General features: G+C 26.3%; 19 protein-coding genes and 1 tRNA gene. 10 read left to right on the forward strand and 10 right to left on the reverse strand.

Going from position 1 to position 18,347, the window contains the following annotated elements:
- Positions 1-1,173, reverse strand: coding sequence for a cation:proton antiporter (locus CLV39_RS00945; protein ID WP_121922359.1), 1,173 nt, complete (start codon positions 1,171-1,173; stop codon positions 1-3).
- The gene (locus CLV39_RS00950) at positions 1,166-2,599 is read right to left on the reverse strand and encodes an NAD-binding protein (protein ID WP_170145575.1); all 1,434 of its coding nucleotides are present in this window, start codon (positions 2,597-2,599) and stop codon (positions 1,166-1,168) included. Before CLV39_RS00950 ends, CLV39_RS00945 begins: the two co-directional genes overlap by 8 nt.
- Positions 2,600-2,662: 63 nt before the next feature.
- Between CLV39_RS00950 and CLV39_RS00955 the strand changes: the two genes are divergently transcribed.
- The gene (locus tag CLV39_RS00955) at positions 2,663-3,892 is read left to right on the forward strand and encodes a glycosyltransferase family protein (RefSeq protein ID WP_121922361.1); all 1,230 of its coding nucleotides are present in this window, start codon (positions 2,663-2,665) and stop codon (positions 3,890-3,892) included.
- Between the two features lie 41 nt (positions 3,893-3,933).
- On the opposite strand, the gene CLV39_RS00960 is transcribed toward CLV39_RS00955, so the two are convergent.
- The gene (locus CLV39_RS00960; protein ID WP_121922362.1) at positions 3,934-4,200 is read right to left on the reverse strand and encodes a NifU family protein; all 267 of its coding nucleotides are present in this window, start codon (positions 4,198-4,200) and stop codon (positions 3,934-3,936) included.
- 185 nt (positions 4,201-4,385) lie between these two features.
- On the opposite strand from CLV39_RS00960, the gene ccsB reads away from it, so the two are divergent.
- Positions 4,386-5,501 (forward strand): c-type cytochrome biogenesis protein CcsB, encoded by a 1,116-nt coding sequence (ccsB, locus tag CLV39_RS00965; RefSeq protein ID WP_121922363.1) that lies wholly within the window; start codon positions 4,386-4,388, stop codon positions 5,499-5,501.
- Here the strand turns inward: ccsB and ispD are convergent, their stop codons facing one another.
- From ispD to CLV39_RS00985, 4 genes are all read right to left on the reverse strand, one after another.
- Positions 5,502-6,179, reverse strand: coding sequence for a 2-C-methyl-D-erythritol 4-phosphate cytidylyltransferase (gene ispD, locus CLV39_RS00970; protein ID WP_121922364.1), 678 nt, complete (start codon positions 6,177-6,179; stop codon positions 5,502-5,504).
- Between the two features lie 49 nt (positions 6,180-6,228).
- Positions 6,229-7,860 carry a mercury(II) reductase gene (gene merA / locus CLV39_RS00975; RefSeq protein WP_121922365.1) on the reverse strand — a complete coding sequence of 544 codons (1,632 nt, stop codon included), beginning with the start codon at positions 7,858-7,860 and terminating at the stop codon, positions 6,229-6,231.
- Positions 7,861-8,019: 159 nt separating this feature from the next.
- On the reverse strand, positions 8,020-8,313 hold the full coding sequence (locus CLV39_RS00980) for a metal-sensitive transcriptional regulator (RefSeq protein WP_121922366.1): 294 nt from the start codon (positions 8,311-8,313) through the stop codon (positions 8,020-8,022).
- 89 nt (positions 8,314-8,402) lie between these two features.
- Positions 8,403-8,735, reverse strand: a complete 333-nt coding sequence (locus CLV39_RS00985; RefSeq protein ID WP_281271961.1) for a transposase — start codon at positions 8,733-8,735, stop codon at positions 8,403-8,405.
- Between the two features lie 153 nt (positions 8,736-8,888).
- Here CLV39_RS00985 and CLV39_RS00990 point away from each other — a divergent pair, with 153 nt between their 5' ends.
- Positions 8,889-9,776: a hypothetical protein gene (locus tag CLV39_RS00990; RefSeq protein ID WP_121922368.1), complete on the forward strand. Its 888-nt coding sequence runs from the start codon at positions 8,889-8,891 to the stop codon at positions 9,774-9,776.
- Positions 9,777-9,787: 11 nt separating this feature from the next.
- Complete coding sequence (locus CLV39_RS00995) at positions 9,788-10,198, forward strand: molybdenum cofactor biosynthesis protein MoaE (RefSeq protein WP_121922369.1); 411 nt, start codon at positions 9,788-9,790, stop codon at positions 10,196-10,198.
- Here the strand turns inward: CLV39_RS00995 and CLV39_RS01000 are convergent, their stop codons facing one another.
- The gene (locus CLV39_RS01000) at positions 10,199-11,059 is read right to left on the reverse strand and encodes a YicC/YloC family endoribonuclease (RefSeq protein ID WP_121922370.1); all 861 of its coding nucleotides are present in this window, start codon (positions 11,057-11,059) and stop codon (positions 10,199-10,201) included.
- On the reverse strand, positions 11,059-11,763 hold the full coding sequence (gene aroD, locus CLV39_RS01005) for a type I 3-dehydroquinate dehydratase (protein WP_121922371.1): 705 nt from the start codon (positions 11,761-11,763) through the stop codon (positions 11,059-11,061). Before aroD ends, CLV39_RS01000 begins: the two co-directional genes overlap by 1 nt.
- Before the next feature lie 80 nt (positions 11,764-11,843).
- On the opposite strand from aroD, the gene CLV39_RS01010 reads away from it, so the two are divergent.
- The 6 genes from CLV39_RS01010 (at position 11,844) to CLV39_RS01035 (ending at position 17,106) form a co-directional block, all read left to right on the forward strand.
- Positions 11,844-12,392, forward strand: a complete 549-nt coding sequence (locus tag CLV39_RS01010) for a DUF507 family protein (RefSeq protein WP_121922372.1) — start codon at positions 11,844-11,846, stop codon at positions 12,390-12,392.
- Between the two features lie 62 nt (positions 12,393-12,454).
- Positions 12,455-12,541, forward strand: a tRNA-Leu gene (locus tag CLV39_RS01015).
- A gap of 32 nt (positions 12,542-12,573) precedes the next feature.
- A complete protein-coding gene (gene hisC, locus CLV39_RS01020; protein WP_121922373.1) occupies positions 12,574-13,614 on the forward strand; it encodes a histidinol-phosphate transaminase in 1,041 nt (346 codons plus the stop codon).
- The gene (locus CLV39_RS01025) at positions 13,611-14,252 is read left to right on the forward strand and encodes a TIGR01906 family membrane protein (protein WP_121922374.1); all 642 of its coding nucleotides are present in this window, start codon (positions 13,611-13,613) and stop codon (positions 14,250-14,252) included. The genes hisC and CLV39_RS01025 overlap by 4 nt, the downstream gene beginning before the upstream one ends.
- A complete protein-coding gene (locus tag CLV39_RS01030) occupies positions 14,245-15,051 on the forward strand; it encodes a radical SAM protein (RefSeq protein ID WP_170145576.1) in 807 nt (268 codons plus the stop codon). Before CLV39_RS01025 ends, CLV39_RS01030 begins: the two co-directional genes overlap by 8 nt.
- A gap of 87 nt (positions 15,052-15,138) precedes the next feature.
- On the forward strand, positions 15,139-17,106 hold the full coding sequence (locus tag CLV39_RS01035) for a sensor domain-containing protein (protein ID WP_121922375.1): 1,968 nt from the start codon (positions 15,139-15,141) through the stop codon (positions 17,104-17,106).
- On the opposite strand, the gene CLV39_RS01040 is transcribed toward CLV39_RS01035, so the two are convergent.
- Positions 17,081-18,316, reverse strand: coding sequence for a class I SAM-dependent RNA methyltransferase (locus CLV39_RS01040; protein ID WP_121922376.1), 1,236 nt, complete (start codon positions 18,314-18,316; stop codon positions 17,081-17,083). The genes CLV39_RS01035 and CLV39_RS01040 overlap by 26 nt on opposite strands.
- Positions 18,317-18,347: the final 31 nt, after the last annotated feature.

The following is an 18,347-nucleotide window of genomic DNA, read 5'->3' on the forward strand; positions in this document are numbered from 1 at the left end:
TTATTTTTGTATAAAATTTAATCTTTTTACTAAATTTTTAAATATCCATGGAAAAATTAAACCACTAATTATAGCAGTTAATAAGATACTTGATGCTTCTTTTTGATTAATTAAATGAGTTTCATACCCTAAGGTAGCAACAGCAACAAGTAATGTTAAAGGCATAGATAAAGCAAAAGGAATAATTAATATTTCTTTAAAAGAAAATTTTGAAAAATATAGAATAATAGACGCCATAAATCTTACAACTAACATCAAGATAGATAAAATAAAAGCATTATAAATAATATCTAATTTTAACAACTCAAGGAGATTAAACTTTAAACCAACATCTATAAAAAATATAGGAATTAAAAATCCATAACCAAAAGCAGATAGTTTTTCTATTATCTTTTCTTTTTCTTTTACAATTATTCCTAATAAAAGTCCACCAAAAAAAGCTCCAATTATAGGTTCAAGGCCAAGTAATGCAGCAAGGGATACAAAGATAAACATATTTACAAAATTATATCTTACTGCAGTTTCTGTAATATCATCATTCTCAAATAAAAATACAAATTTTTCAGGATACCACCATATTATAAGCTTAAAAATTTTTAAAAGATAATAAACAGCTAAGAAAAATAAAGATATTTCAAAAAGCCTAAATAATGTTTGCTCAGAAAAACCAAACTCTGCAATAAGAAAAAATAAAGAAATAGCTACTAAACTAACTACTTCTCCAATACTTGCTATTATAAGAACTGATTGACCTAAATTTGAAGAGGTAAGTTCAGCATCTTTTAGTACAGGAAATAGAAGCCCAACAGCTATTATCATTAAAACTAACAAGTAAATATAAGCTAAATTAAGAGTATAAATTACTAAAAATGATATTAAGATAACTAAAATAATTACAGAAATGTATAGTAGAATTTCTTTTGTTGGTAATTTTTTTAAAGTTTCAAATTTAATTTCTAAACCTGCTAAATACATTAATATAATAAATCCAAGTTCTCCTAAAAAATTTAAAATATCAGTTTGATGAATAATATCCTTAAAACCTAATCCCATAAAAAGTCCAAATATTATTTCAGCTACTGGAGAAGGAAGATTTAATCTTCTGCTTATTATTGGCATAAAGAAAGCACCAATAACAACTATAAGAATTAAAATTGCTTCAACATTATTCATTTTTTTCCTCAGCAGGAATTATAAATGCAGAACATTTGCATTTTTTAGCTATTAAATATTGAGGACTTGGATTAAAAATAGAAATGTGTTGTTTTTTATATGACATAACAAGTAAATTATTATCTTCAGAAGAATTTAAGTACTCTAAACTTTTTTTCACTGGATTTCCTTCAAGGATTTTAAGGTTTAGCTTTTTTTTATGAATATTTTCAAAATCTAAAATTATATTATTAATTTCTATTAGTTTCTGTTCTTCCTCTTCAGATCTTAAAGCTTTTGGCGTTGCAACATAAAAAGAATTAATATCAACTTTTAACATCCTTGCTATATCTATGGCAATATCTAAAACAACTGCAGGATTTGGACTATTTAATAATACTTTTATTTCTTTATAAGGAAATTCACCTTTTGATATAAAAAATGGCTTTTTAGCATTCTCAAAAATGTATTTTATACTGAATTTTTCAAAAAAGGATAAATTATTATAAGGAATAACATGAAATGCAATATCCAAGTCATTATCTATTTTTATTAACTTTTTCAAACTTGATATATTATTTTTTATTTCTGCATTTCCAAATTTTTGATAAATAAAAATTTTATCTTTATCAGAGATTTCAAAATTCTTAAAAGGATAAAGATATATTTTTTTTATCCTTGTATTAGAATATAAATACCATAATTCTTCAATATTTTTTCTAAATCTATCTGCATATACTGTAGCTACAATAGAGCCAAATTGTAAAGGAAACTCAGGAATTCCTTTTTTAAGTATATTAACTACATTTTCAAGTACTTTTGGATCTCCGATAATAACAACTTTATCTCCAACTTGTATTTTTTCATCTCCAGTTGGAATAATTAATTCACCGTTTCTATAAATGGCAGCAACTCTCCATTTTGAAGGCTTTATATGTTTTAATTTTCTATCTGTAAAATGAGACTTACCTGATACCTCAACTTCTACTATTTCACCTTTTCCAAGACCTATATTTGTAGCTATTTTGTAATTTCTTTTTATTAAAGCCAAAATTGAATTAACTATTATTTGAGAAGGCTTGAATAGATTTATATTTTTAAAATCTTGAAAAAGTTCTTCTTTCTCTTCATCATATAAAAAGATAGTAATAGGAATTTCAATATTGAAAACTTCCCTTGCCAATCTACATGCTTCTAAAGAAACGTCTGAATCTTTAATATTAATAACTATATGTTTTACATTTTCAAAGTTTATACTTTTCCAAACAAGAACGCTACTTGCATCACCAACTATAAATTTTGCTTCTGGATATTTTTCTTTTAAATTTTTTATTTTTTCTTCTTTAATATCAATGCCTATAATAGGCCATTCAGGATAAAGTACTTCTATTAATTTTCTGCTGAAATATCCTAATCCAAAAATTATTATTTTTTCTTTTTCTTCCATGATTTTAAACTGACTTTTATGTAGTAAAATAATTGATAATATTATCATAAATTTGGAGGAATAATGAAACCAAGAATTGCCTTTATAAAAACACCTGATCCAAGAAATTTTGGTGAAGAAATAATTAATGCATTAGAAAAATCTTTATCTGCAAAAGGATTTGAAACTATCACTTTAGAACCAACTCCTGAAAATATTCAAGAAGTTGTAGATAAGCTTTTTGAGTTTAAACCACTTTTTACTTTTGATCTTAATTTAGATGGAGTTATATTTGCAGAAGATGAAAAAGGAACTAGAAAACCTCTTTTTGATATAGTTGGGAATATCCATGTAAGCTGGTTTTTAGAAGATCCTATGCTTCATTATATGAAGTTAAAACCTGTAATATCTTCAAATCAACTTTTATTTTTAAATGTTGATGTAGAACATGCTCAATGGCTTTCTCAGCTTGGAAAAAATGTAGCCCTTTTACCACCGGGAGTTAATCCAAGCAATATCCCACCTGCTATGGAGAAAGATTTTGATATAGCTTTTGTTGGTCCAGTAATAGATCCAGTTATTTATGAAAATACTTGGAAAGAAAGATTAGATGAAGGGCTTTTTACCTTTGCTGCAGAACTTGGAAGGCTTATATATAGAAACCCTGAAATGCCAATAAGATTTGCATCTGGATTTTTAATATCTCAATTTAATCCACAATTTCAAGAAGTATTAACTAAATTTCAACAAGAAAAAGATGAAGAGTTTATAGCTTTACTTGCAGAAATTGGTGGATATGCAATGAACTTAAGAAGATGGCATATTCTTGATTCCGTAGATGAGTTTGAAGTAAATATTCTTGGAGAAGTAAGAGGAGAAACAAAAGAAAATATTGTTGTATATGAAGATATAACCTCTTTAAAAGATATTACAACTTTTTTAGCTAGAACTAAAATATCTTTATTAAGTCAACCTCCTTTCTTACCATCAAGCTTAGGAATTACAACTTTTTATAGTATAGCTTCTCAATCATTAACAATGGTAGAAAAAAAATTAGCAGCAGAATCATTCTTTATTGAAAATCAAGAAATTGTTACATATCATCCAATGGATCCTATAGAAATAGAAGGAAAAATTGCTTATTATTTAGAAGATGCTCCTATAGAAAGAGAAGAAATAGCTAAAAATGGGAAAAATAAAGTATTTAACACTCATACTTTATATCAAAGGGGAGAGATTTTAGGAAATATTCTTGAAGATATAATAAAACAGGTTTCACAAGAACAAGAAAATTCAGGACAAGAAGATAATTAATAAAATTAATGAAAATGAAGGCTCCTTGAGGAGCCTTTTTATTAAAACATTGGTTGTTCTAAATTAACAGCTACAACTTCTTTAACTTCAGGAATAGCCTCTTTTAATTTCATCTCAATTCCACCTTTTAAAGTCATTAAAGACATAGCACATCCAGAACAAGCACCCATTAATCTAACATAAACAGTGCCATCTTCTCCAATATCTACAAGCTCAACATCACCACCATCAAATCTTAAAGCAGGTCTTATTTTTTCTAAAACTTCTTCAACTTTCTCTCTATCTATTTTTACAGTATTTTCTGCCATACTTAAAACCTCCATAAATTTATTTTCATTTTAATTATATACTTTAAACTCTTAAATTTTATGATAAAAACCATAAGAAAAAAGCAACGAGAAATTTAGCATATATTAAAGTTCTAATAAGTTTGACAAACTAAAAAAAGCTAAATAATATAAGATACTAAGCTATTACTAACTGGAGGATTTAAATGGAACAGGTATTAACATATAAAGAAAAGTCTTCTCTAACTGCTGGCCTAACATTTACTATTTTTTCTATTTTATTTATTTTAGGTTTAACGGCAGTATCTATATTATCAGGTAAGATTCATAATGTATTACTTTTTCAGATAAGCGGGATTATATATCTTGCTGCTGCAATTTTTTATATAGTTGCAGTATTTTTTAAAGGAGAAAAATTATCAAAAATAGCAACTTTAACAGCTTTCACTGCTTGGGCTATCCAGTCTGCTGGCCTTTTTGTAAGAGGAATAGAAGCATATAATCTTGGAGTATTCCATCCACCTTGGACAAATCTTTATGAATCTTTAATGTTCTTTCCTTGGCTTGCTACTACCTTATATCTGTATATTGAAAGGGAATATAAAGTAAAAGCAATAGGAGCTTTTTTCTTTCCAATAGTTGCATTTTTAATAATATGGGCACATCAGTTTAATACTGAAATTTCACCATTAGTACCAGCCCTTAGAAGTTATTGGCTTTATATACATGTTCTTGCATCATTTGCAGGTTATGCAGGATTTACAATAGCATTTGGAGCATCAGTTGCATTTTTAATAAGAAATAATTTTGATAAAGATATTAAAGTAGATATTAAACATATTGCAGGTTTTGTTTTTTCTTTAGCCTTATTAATTCCTTTTGGCTACTGGACATTAACAGGTGCAAAAGATTTAAAAACAATGATAATGGGAATAATATTTGTTTTACTTCTTTTAACATTTATTTACTTTGCTACTTATGTTTTAAAACCTATTGGTAAATTCTTACCTAAGAAAAGCCTATTATCAGAAATAGCATTAAAAGCAGTTGCTATATCTTTTCCAATATGGACTGCATCAATAATACTTGGTGGAGCTTGGGCAAATGAAGCTTGGGGAAGTTATTGGAGCTGGGATCCAAAAGAAAACTGGGCTTTAATTGTATGGCTTTTCTTTGCTGCATACATTCATGGTAGAACAATTGGTAAATGGAAAGATACTACAGCAAGCTGGATAGTAGTTGCTGGTTTTATAATGCTTTTAATCTGCTATTTTGGAGTTAATCTATATTTCCCAGGACTTCATAGTTATGCAACAGAATAATTAAAATAGGGACTTTTTTGGTCCCTTATTTAAAAGGCATTTTGCAAGTATTAAATCTTCTTTTGTTGTAATCTTAAAGTTTAAAATAGAACCTTCATTTATAGTAATATTTCCACCTATCCTTTCAACAAGAGAAGAATCATCTGTTCCTAAAAAATTTTCTTGTTTTGCTTTTTCATGGGCTTTTTTTAAGATATCAAATTTAAATGTTTGAGGAGTTTGAATAATATAAAGCTCATCTCTTTTGAGAGTCTCAATAACTTTATTTTCTTTAACTTTCTTTATTGTATCTTTTGAAGGAATAGCTGTAACACTCCCATCAAATCCTTTTTTTATATTTTTTATTCCATCTAAGAACATTTTTTCTGTTGCAAAAGGCCTTGCAGTATCATGTACTATTACAATATCTGCATTACTTATTTCTTGGAGGGCATTGTAAACACTATCTTGTCTTTCTTTTCCGCCTATTACTTTTTTTATATTTTTAAATGAAAAAATCTTTATTCTTTCTATATCTTCTTCTGGTAAGACTAATATTACATCTGTAATTTCATCTATTTTATTTATAGTATTAATAGAATACTGGAATAAAGGCTCTCCTTTTAGTTTAATAAACTGCTTTTTTTCTCCAAATCTTTTTCCTTGCCCTGCCGCAAGAAGAATAGCTACTATTTTCATTTTTGATCCTCTTTTATTTTCTATAAAAATATTATAGTCAATCTTTAAGCTACTGGGCACAACAAGAGAGCTTTGATATATCCTTTTTAAAACTTTGAGCACAAAGTTTTATAGATTCTGATAAAGTAGGATAAACATCAACTGCTTGTATTATATCTTCAATAGTAAGCCCGTATTTAATTATAAATACAGCTTTATGTATAATCTCTGCAGCATGAGGACTGAGAATATGTATACCTAAAACTTTACCTGTCTTTTTATCAGCTATCATTTTTATAACTCCTTTTGTCAGAAGACTTAACGCTGCTCTTGGAACTTTAGAAAAATCAAGAACTCTAATTTCTACTTCATATCCCATTTCTTTAGCTTCTTTTTCTTTTAATCCTACTGAACCGATTTCAGGATCAGTAAATATTGCATGAGGAACGGATAAATATTCTACTTTATTTTTGTTTCCTAAAAGAGCATTTTCTGCTGCTATACCTCCTTCCATTGCTGCAACAGTAACAAGCATTTTCTTTCCTACACAATCTCCAGCTGCATATATATCTGAATTTGATGTTTGCATATAATCGTTAGTTTCTATAAAACCTCTTGGATTTGTATTTACTCCAACAGTTTCAAGACCTATATCCCTTGTGTTAGGTGTTCTTCCAGTAGCTACAAGGATATCTGTTCCTACTATTTTATATTTTTTGCCATTTAATTCGCATTCTAAAAATATTTCATTACCATTTTCAAATACATTTTCTATATTAACATTAGTTAGTATGTTTAAGCCTTCTTCATTAAGAATTTTATGTAATTCTTTTCTTATTTCTGGTTCTTCTACCATCGCAATTTCTGGTAAAGCTTCAACAATAGTTACTTTACTTCCCATTCTAAAGAATGCTTGTCCAAGTTCCAAACCTATAGCTCCACCGCCAATAATTATCAAATGTTTTGGTAAATGATCTATGTTAAATATATCATCACTTGTATAGTATTTGACTTTAGAAAGATTTTTTATAGGTGGAATACCCGGTCTTGCTCCTGTTGTTATAACTGCTTTATAAAAGCTTATTTTGTCCTTTCCTACCTGTGCTAATGTATTACCTACAAACCTTCCTCTACAATCTCTATACTCTATCTGAGGATAAGCATCAAGAATATTCCAGTATTTTTCTTTTCTAAGTTCATTTAATAAATCTTCTTTTTCATTAATAACTTTTTTTATATCTATTTCTCCTTTTTCAAGTTTAATACCAGAAAATGGGTTTTTTAAAGGTGTATAAAATGTATTTGCTACTTCTATAAGATATTTAGAAGGTACACATCCTCTATTAAGACAAGTTCCTCCTATTATATTATCTTCAGCCACTAAAACTTTTGCACCTAAATCGGAAGCTTTTATAGCTGCAGCAAAACCTGCAGAGCCACCTCCAAGAATAAATAAATCATAAATATCTTTTTTTGGAATATATATTTCTGGAGATTCTTTTATAACTTGAGCTCCATATCCAGCTTTTTCTACTGCTTTTATTAGTTTTTCTACTGAAACTTCTTCTTTAGTTTCTATTTCTGCAAATCCTTGAGGAAAATATACTTTAGCTTCTTTTACTTCTTTAACTGATTCTAAGGCTTTTTTAACTGTTTCAGCACAATGCTCACAAGTCATTCCTATTATTCTAAGTTTTATCATAGTTTGTTTCCTCCTCAAAATTTAGTTTTACCTATAATCTTACCTTTATAATGTCCAGCTTTTAGTATATTTTTAATATTGTCATCTCTTACAACTACTGCTATATGTATACATCAAGAAACAGCAAGTAAAGATACAATGGTACCTAAATCTTTAATTTTAACAACCTCCTTTTGAAAACTTTTTTACTGCTTGAAGAAAATCTTCTAAAGCTTTAATATCTCCAGCTTCTACTCTTGGTTTCACACAAAATTCTACATGTTCTTCAAGCAGTCTTTCTCCTACAGATTTAAGGGCAGATCTAATAGCAGAAATCTGAACAAGAATATCATCACAACTTCTTTTATTTTTTATCATTTTTTGAATTCCTCTAATCTGTCCTTCAATTTTTGATAAACGGGATAGTAATTCCTTCATTGCTTCATCGGAAAGATAAACATCACATTTATTCATACATATACCCCCTATAGGTATAATTATTTATAATTATAAATTATAGTAAGATAAATAAAACGTCAAGAATTAAATAAGGTATTCTAAAATTAAGCAATCAAAAATAAAAATAAGTGAAATATTATTAAAAATAAGGCGGTAATAAAAAAGAAAAAAATAACTAAAAGATACATATTATAAATAGCAAAAACAGCTAAACCCATTTTTTCAGCTATTTCTTGATTTTTTACCCTAAAGTGGGAACCTAATTTCTGTTTTACATTACCAAATAAACTCTCTATTAAATATCTATACCTACCAAACTTATTCCAGCCTTCTTTTGATTTTTTCCTTAATGGATGTTTTACATTTATCCTAAATGTTTCTTTTACTCTAATAGCTAATTCTATTCCTGATTTTGCTATATCTTCCATTATTTTAATACTATCAAAATTTTACATCTGACTCTCTATTTTTAGAACAGCTTTAATACTTTTAAAAAAAGAAAGGTAAAAGTTGTCATAAGCTATATTTTTATCCAATAAAATTTGTTGTATACTCTTTAAGCAAAAAACAAAATAAGTTAGGGATTAAAAATGAAAAAATTTACATCTTTATTTTTGTTAATCTTAGTTATATATAAAGTTTCTATTTCAAATGAAAACATACCATCATCAATAACTGAAAATCAGATAACAAATATAAAAGTATATACATATAAAGCTCTAAATCTTAGCTTAAATGCTTATTCAGAGCTTAAAAGTTTGAGACCAAATAAAAAAAATACACAAACGTTTTTAGAATCTGCTTTATTTTTCTTAAATGAAGCTTCTATTTATTCTCCTTCTTATATTATTAAAAAACATATTGAAACCTTAATAAAAAGGATGAAAAATTTTCCAGATGAAAATTATAAAAAAGACTTAATTTCTTTAAAGTATGAAATTGAAAGTATTGAAGCTAATTTAACAGATTATGATAATATTAAGGAAAATATAGACAAGATATTAAACAACTACACTATATCCAAGAATAAAGAAGTGATATCTGAATTACAGAAGTTATCAGAAAATATTAATCTTCCATTAATAGATAATCCATTAAAAGATGCAAAAACTTTCCTTGCTATAGCTTACGACAATTTGAAAGCATCTAGATTAAAAAAAGCAAAACAATCTATAGAAATAGCTTTAGACCCTATGATAAAACTTACAAGTAGAGAAAATCTATATTTAGTAAGATTTAAAAATTTAATTTATTATAGTTCTAAAGCATATTTCAATAATAATATTGAAATATCTAAGGTTTATCTACAACTAGCTAAAAACTTTCTCCAACTTGCTTATAAAGTTTCTATAGATGAAAATAAAGATATGATAAAAGGATTTTTAAATCAGATTAATTTTATAGAAAAAAATTTCCAAAATAAGCCCCAAATAGAAAAAGAGTTTATAATTATTGTAAGACAAATTAAAAATTTATAAAGGAGTAAATAATGGTTCCAGAAATATATATTGGTGAAACCTGGTATTCTTTAGAAGAAATATTTAGTTCTTATAAAGATGAAAGTTGTGGTGCAGTGGATATATTTCTTGGTATTCCAAGGTCTGCTCCAGAAGATGGAGAGGTTTTAGAACTTCATTATGAAGCTTATGAATCAATGGCTGAAAAAGTTATAAAAGAGATAATAAATGAAGCCAAAAATAAATTCGGAATTAAACATGCAGTAGTCCACCATAGAACAGGAGTTGTACCATTGTTAGTTCCTTCTTTTTTAGTAGCTGTATGGGCAGGCCATAGACAAGAAGCATTTGCAGCTTGTAGATATATAGTTGATGAAGTAAAAGCAAGAGCTCCAATATGGAAAAAAGAAATTTTCAAAGATAAAACAGAAAGCTGGAAGTAGCTATTCTATGTTAGCTACTTGTTGGCGGATTTTTTCTATTTCTGATTTTATTTCTATAGTATATTTACTAAAATCTGGTATTTTATTTCCAAGAGTATTTATTTCTCTATGCATTTCTTGACATAGAAAGTCTAATTTTCTTCCTATTGGTTCATCAAGTTTTAAAAGTTGTCTAAATCTTTTTAAATGTGATTCAAGTCTTACAATCTCTTCTGTAATATCTAATTTTTCTGCAATTATACTTGTTTCAATAAAAGCTCTTTCTTTGTATTCTTCTTGGAGTAGTTCTTTTAATTTTTCTATCATCTTATTTTTTTGCTTTTCAATAATATTATCCTTTTCTTGTTTTATTTTCTCAAGAAGATTTTCTATTTCATTTAATCTATTTTCAATATCTTTAACTAAATTTTCTCCTTCTTTTTTTCTTTCTTTTTTTAGTTCTTCAGATGCTTTTTCTAAGGCTTTAAAAACATTTTCTTTAAGATTTTCATCTATAGGTTCTTCTTTTTCTAAGGAAGACATTAAAGATGAAGAAATTTCATAAATTTTATCATCAGATGGATTTAAATTTATTTTTTGCATTATGTTTTTTACATAATCTACTGCTTTTTCTAATACATCTATATTTAATATTTTTTCTGGGTTTTTATATTTAACATCAATAAAAACTTGAAAACTTCCTCTTGAAAAATAATTTTTCAGAAAATTCCTTACTTCATTTTCAATAAAAAATAAAATATCTCTACTTCCTTTTACAGATATATCTATACCTTTGTTATTAACAGATTTTATTCTTACAAATATTTCATAATCTTCTGTTTGAATTTCTGAAAAACCTATTCCTGTCATGCTATATGGCATTATTTATCTCCTTTTAGTAATCCATAAAACTCAAGTTCATCTTTTAATTTTTCTATTTCTATTTGTCCAGGTGCAAAAGCTACTCCTATATAAGAATAAGTAATTACACTACCAAAGAAAAACCCAGATACTCTTGTAATTCTTCCAAGTTCACCCATTCCAATTGCAACTATATTTTTATCTTTATTTTTATTAGTAATACATAATATTCTTGCAACATCTTCTTTTGTTTTTACATTAAAAGCATACTTTATAATATCAGCTCCAAGTTCTAAAGCTTTATCTATTATTTTTTGAATCTCTTCTTTTGAAGGAGTTTTTTCAAAATCATGGTAAGAAACAAGAGCAAGACAATTATTCTCTTTTGCTATTTTAATAACCTTTTCTCTTAATCCTTCTGAAGAAAGTTCTATATCTATAATATCAACCTGAGGAGCTATTTCTTTAAATATTCTTTCTCTTTCATAATCAGAAATAGGCGTTCCTCCTTCTTTTTTTGATCTTATAGTTGCAAGTACATATAGACCTAATTTTTTTATGAAGGATATTTTTTCTAAAATATAATTTATATTTCTATCTCTAAATTGATCTATCCTAAGTTCTATTATATTTGCTCCTTTTTCCTTAGCTTTATTTACTGTTTCTTCAAAATCTTTATCATTTACAGGTATAGCAATAAGTGGTTTTTCACCAAGTTTTAACAAGTTTAAAAACCTCCATATTTGGAAAATAATTAAAATTATAATATAATAACAAACCTATTTAAAATTTGGAGGATAAGCATATGAAACTACCAGCAAAGCTGGTGGAAAGAGTATCAGATAATATTATAGATGAATTGATAGAAAATCATATAATAGAGCCAGAAAATCCTGAAGAGTTCAAAGGGAAAGTAAAAGAAATAATAGTTCATGCTATAGAAGAAGAGAAAGAGATAGAACAAGAAGCAGAAAGATTAGTAGAAGAAAATCTTCATATAGTCCAATCAGAAGAACTAAGATATTCTACTGCTGTTAAAAAGGTTAAAGAAAAGTTAGCAGAAGAAAGAAATATACATCTTGATCCTGAAGAAAGAATGAACCAGGTAGCCCACAGAATAAAAAAACTTATTGAGACAGATGATACTGTTGAAATTTTTGAACATCCAAATAAAATTAGAAAAAGAATATTTGAAAAATTAAAACAGCTTGTTAGAGAAGAAAGAGATATAGACAGAGAAGTAAGAAGAAGAATAAAATCTTACTCAAAGAAAATATTAGAAGGAACCCCTGAATGGAAAATTCTTTACAATAGAATTTACCAAGATGAATTAATAAAAAGGGGTCTTGCTTAGCTAATTACTCCAAAAAATCTTGTAAAAAAATTTTTTTTGCTTTATAATATTGTTCCTTATATGCGAGAGTGGCGGAACTGGCAGACGCGAGGGACTTAAAATCCCTTGGCCGCAAGGCCGTGGGGGTTCGATTCCCCCCTCTCGCACCACTTTAAATCTCACTTAAAAAGAGGTTCAATTATTGTTTTTAGATAGATTTAAAGATTTTAAAGCATACAAAACTGAAACAACTCCTACAAAAGTAAAGCTTTCATCAAATGAAAATCCTTATGAACTACCCGGTTGGTTAAAAGAAGAAATAGCAAATGAGATAAAAAAATTATCTTTTAATAGATATCCTGATCCAACATATAAACAATTAAAAGAGATAATAGCTAATCATTATAATATAAAGCCTGAGAATATAGTTTTAGGAAATGGTTCTGATGAGCTAATAGAAATTCTTATAAAATCAGTTGGTGATATAAAAAATCCTGTAATGTATCCAGTGCCTACATTTCCTATGTATAGAGTTTATTCAGATGTTTTAAATAGACCAAAAGCTGAATTTGAGCTTGATGCAAATTTTCAATTAAGAAAAGAAAGTGTAGATAAAGCTTTAGAACAAAAACCTGATGTTGCATTTTTTGCATCTCCAAATAATCCTACAGGAAATAGCTTTGATAAAGAATTAATAAAATATGTTGCTAAAAATAATGTTTTTACAGTAGTAGATGAAGCATATATTGATTTTTCTGATAAAGAAGATTTTCTAAAAGAAGCATTAAGTAAAGAAAATATTATAGTAATAAGAACTTTTTCTAAAATTGGACTTGCAGGAATTAGACTTGGAGTATTAATTGCAAATGAAGAGATAGCATCTATATTAGACAAAGTTAGATCTCCTTTTAATATTACATTACCTACAGAAGCAGTTGCAAAGGTTGTTTTAACAAAAGGAAAAGAAGTTATAAAAGAGCAAATTGAAAAAATAAAATCTGAAAGAGAAAGAGTTATTAAAGAAATATTAAAGCTAAACAATATAAAAGTTTATCCGTCTGATGCTAATTTCTTTTTAATAAAAGTAGCAGATGCTGACAAAATACATAAAAAGTTAATTGAAAAAGGTGTTCTTGTAAGAAATATGTCGTATCTTCCAAAATTAGAAGGTTGTCTTAGAGTTTCCATAGGAACTCCTGAAGAAAATAATTTCTTTTTAGAAGCCATAAAATCTATAATATGAGGAAATTTATATTTTTTGTTTTAGTTTTTATTTCACCTTTTTGGATTCTAGGTATATCTTCAAGGTTAGTATTTAATAACTGGTTTATTGATTTTGAATATTCAAGAAAAGATTTTCCAAAAGATAGATTTGGTCTTGATAATGAATATAGAAGAAAGCTTGCAAAATTAGGTTTAAAAGCTGTTCTTTCTAAAGAAGGATTGGAAGAGTTTAAAAAAGCAAAACTTCCAGATGGAAGAAAAGCATTTAGACAGAAAGAAATAAATCATATGAAAGATGTAAACAAGTTTTTATCTATACTTTTTCCTTTAAGTTATTTTCTTTTTATATTATGGCTATTAGGATTAATCTTTCTTAAAGATTTAAGAAAAAGCATGCTTTTATATTCAGGAATATTTTCTATTCTTTTTTTAATATCTATTGGACTACTTTCTTTTACAGATTATAATAAGGCCTTTGAGATATTTCATAATTTCTTCTTTGGTAAAACAAGTTGGAGATTTTCAAATACAGATACACTTCTTAGAATATATCCTATGAAATTTTGGTTTAATGGAACTGTTGCAATTGGTGTTATTTTCATTATAATATCTTCTTTAATTTTAGTTAGTGGTAATTTTATTAAGAAAAATGATTAAAATTAAAGAAATTATAAATGATGATATTAACAAGCTTTTTGAACTTGAAACAGATGATAACTTCACAATAGAATCTGTTTTTTATAGAGGAAATACTCTCTGTGTATCATCACAGGTAGGATGTCCTATTAAATGCTTGTTTTGTGCATCTGGAATGAAGGGATTAATAAGAAATTTAACTTTTGAAGAGATTATTCAGCAATATGAAAATGCAGAAAAAGAAAATATTACAAATATAACTTTTGCAGGGATTGGAGAACCTCTTTTAAACTGGGAAAATGTCCAAAAAGCCTTTTGGTATTTTAAAGAAAAAGGATTAAAAGTAAGTTTTTACACAACAGGATTTCCTTTAAAAAATTTTAAACAGCTTTTAAATTTACCTCATAATGGTGTAAGTTTATCATTACATGCAGTCTCTGAAGAAAATAGAAAAAAGCTTATACCAAAGAGTGCAAGTATAGATAAATTAATTTCTATTTTAAAAGAGCATACTGAAAAACTTTCAAACAGAAAGAGAAAACTTTATTCCTTAGCTTATTTATTAATTAAAGATATTAATGATTCAAAAGAAGAACTTGATAGATTAGCAGAGATAGCAAAAGAATTGAAATTTTCAATATCCTTATTAAAGTATAATGAGATAGAAGGAATACCATATAAAACAACAACTGATGAAGATTATGAAAAAACTTTTTTATATTTAAAAAATAAAGGACTAAAAATTACCCTTTCAAATAAATATAGAACAAGAAAGATAGGTGGCTGTGGAACATTAATGATTAACAGGTTAAAATCATAGTTTTTATTTAAATTTTCTATATCTTTATTTCGATAATAACTTAAATAGGTTCTTTTATTTTTTTATAGATATTCAAGGAGAGAGTACATGAAAGAATATGATATACAGGAAAAGCTTTTAAAGGCTTCAAAATATGCAATAGCCTTAATAAATGAAAAAGGTTATTATGTAGATCAAAATAAAATACATGAGAATCTTATAAAATATTCAATTGAAGAATTAAAAAATAAAACTCCTGAGGTATATTTAGGTAAGCAGTTTTATAAAATTATTGAGACTATAAAAAAAGATGGATTTTTTGCAGGAGAAGTAGAATGTACTACAAAAGAGAAAAAGAGACTTAAATGTTTTCTTATAGCATTTCCTATAAAAATAAATAATAAAACCTTTTATATTGGAATAAAAGATGAAATTTCAAATTTAAAGGAAGAACTTTTAGATATTATATTAAATAAGTCAAATATAGGTATTGCAATATATAGAGATAAAATTTTATATGTAAATTCTTATGTTGAAAAAATTACAGGATATACAGCTAATGAATTAAAAAATATGAAAGTTTTAGATTTAATAGATGACAAGTTCAAGGAAGAAATTAAAGAAAGAATTAAGAAAAGGTTAAAAGGAGAAAAGCTTACTTTTAGTGGTATTATAAAATTAAAAACTAAAGATGGAAAAGGAAAATGGATATATATAACTACAAATACTATACTATATGAAGGAAAATACGCAGGAATATCTACAGTTATTGATGTCACACAACAAAAACAATTAGAAGAAAAACTTTATCATATTCAAAATTATGATTCTATAACAGATTTACCTAATAAAAATCTTTTTTATGAAGAACTGAAAACATATATAAATGAAGCCAAAAGAGGAGAAAAAAAATTAGCAATTTTACTTTTAGATATATATAATTTTACAGAGATAAATGAAAGTTATGGTAGATATATTGGAGATAAATTATTAAAACAAATAGCAAAAAGGATTCAAGAAAGTTTATTTGATAGAGATTTAGTTGCAAGATATGGCTCTGATGAATTTATAATGGCTATTAAAGATATTAAAAATATTGAAAACTTATCTATTATTTTAAATAAATTGAAAAATTCATTATTAAAACCTTTTAATATTGAAGGATTAGAAATATATCCTAATTATAATATAGGTATAACTATATTCCCAACAGATGGTAAAACTCCTGATGACTTAATAAGACATGCAGAAATTGCTTTAAAACATGCAAAACAGAAAGGATTAAATGCTACATCTTTTTTCAATAAAAAGATAAATGAAAGTTTTAATAAAAAAGTAGAAATAATAACTCAATTAAAAAAAGCTATCCAGTTTAAAGAATTTGATGTTTATTTCCAGCCAAAAGTAGATCTTAAAACAGGTAAAATTATTGGAGCTGAAGCCCTTGCAAGATGGAAAATACCACCAACTGAGTTTATACCAATATTAGTTGAAGTAAATTTAATGTTTGATGCTGGCTGTGCTATAACAGAGAAAGCCCTTTCCTATACTTCACAACTTTTAAAAATAAATCCTGATTTAAAAATTGCTATAAATATGTCTTTTGAACAGTTAAAATACGATACTTATCCACAAAAATTATGGGATTTAGCTGCAAAATACAATGTCCCTGCTAAAAATATTATAATTGAAATTACAGAAACAGAAACTATGAAGAATCCTGATGAGAATCTAAGAAGATTAAATGCAATGAAAGAGATGGACTTTGATATATCCATAGATGATTTTGGAACAGGATATTCATCTTTAAAATATCTGAAATTAATTCCATGTAGTGAAATTAAAATAGATATGTCTTTTATAAGAGATATGCTTATAGATAAAAATGATGAAGAGCTTGTGAAAATTATAATAAATATAAGTAAAATTATGGGAGTAAAAACAGTAGCTGAAGGTATAGAAACAAAGGAACAGTTAGAAAAATTAAAGGAATTAGGTTGTAATTATGGGCAAGGATATTATTTTGCAAAACCTATGCCTTTTGAAGATTTTAAATCCTTTCTAAAACAAAGATAGATTCTATATGATGAGTTTGTGGAAACATATCTATCATTTTAACTTTTTTAAGTTTAAATTTATCAGCTAAAAGATTTATATCTCTTGAAGCGGTTGCAGGATTACAAGAAACATAAACTATTTTTTCTAATTTTTTTAAATTTAAAACTTTATTTATTAAATCTTTATACAATCCAGTTCTTGGAGGATCAAAAATAAGTATTTCTGGTTGATAACCTGAAATTATATCTAAAGCCTTACTTGCTGATGTTTCAAAAATTTTTGTGTTTTGAATGTTATTTATCTTTAAATTGTAATTTGCATCTTTAACAGCAGATTTATTTATTTCAACTCCAAAACTTTTTTTTGATTTTTTAGCTACAGGTATTGTAAAAAGGCCAACTCCACAAAATATATCTCCAACAATTTTATTTTCTTCTATTTCTTTTAAAACTTCATTTAAAATATTTTCTATCTGAAATCTATTTACTTGAAAAAAGCTATCTAAGCTAATTCTAAAGTTATATTTACCAACTTTTTCAAAGGTGAAACTTTTGCCAAATGTTTTTATTCTTTTATTTTTTAGATAAATTCCTGCTCCATTTATAGATATAGGTAAATTTTCTTTTATAGTTTGAAAATCTAATTCTTCAAATTCATTTAGATATATATTTAAAAGAGCCTTTTCTGTATTTGGATAAAATATATGTATCTCTTTTATATTTTTATGATTTTTTGAAAGCTTCTTTAAACTTTCTATGGCTTCATTTATTTTTAGATGAGATATTTTACAAGAATCAATGTTTATAACATCATTACTTTCTGGAGCAAAAAATCCAAACTCTCCATTATTAATTTTAAATTGAACCCTATTTCTATAATAAAAAGGATTTTCTGAAGGAATAATTTTATCTACTTTCTTTTCAATTTTCCCTAATCTAAATAATGCTTCTTCTAAAATTTCTTTTTTTAAATCAAGTTGTTTTTCATAAGATATATGTTGAAAATCACAGCCACCACATTTAGTATAATATTCACATTCTGGATTTACCCTATATTCACTTTTTTCTAAAATTTCTAAAGGATAACCTTCACAAAAACTTTTTTTATCTTTTTTAATATTTATTTTTACTTTTTCATTTGGTAGAACATAAGGAATAAAACAAGTTTTAGAGTTAAGTTTTCCTAAACCTTTTCCGCCATAAACTATTTTTTCTATATTGACTATCATTTCTTAAATCCTTATATTTTTTATAAACTAT

It is taken from the genome of Hydrogenothermus marinus, assembly GCF_003688665.1.
GTDB lineage: Bacteria > Aquificota > Aquificia > Aquificales > Hydrogenothermaceae > Hydrogenothermus > Hydrogenothermus marinus.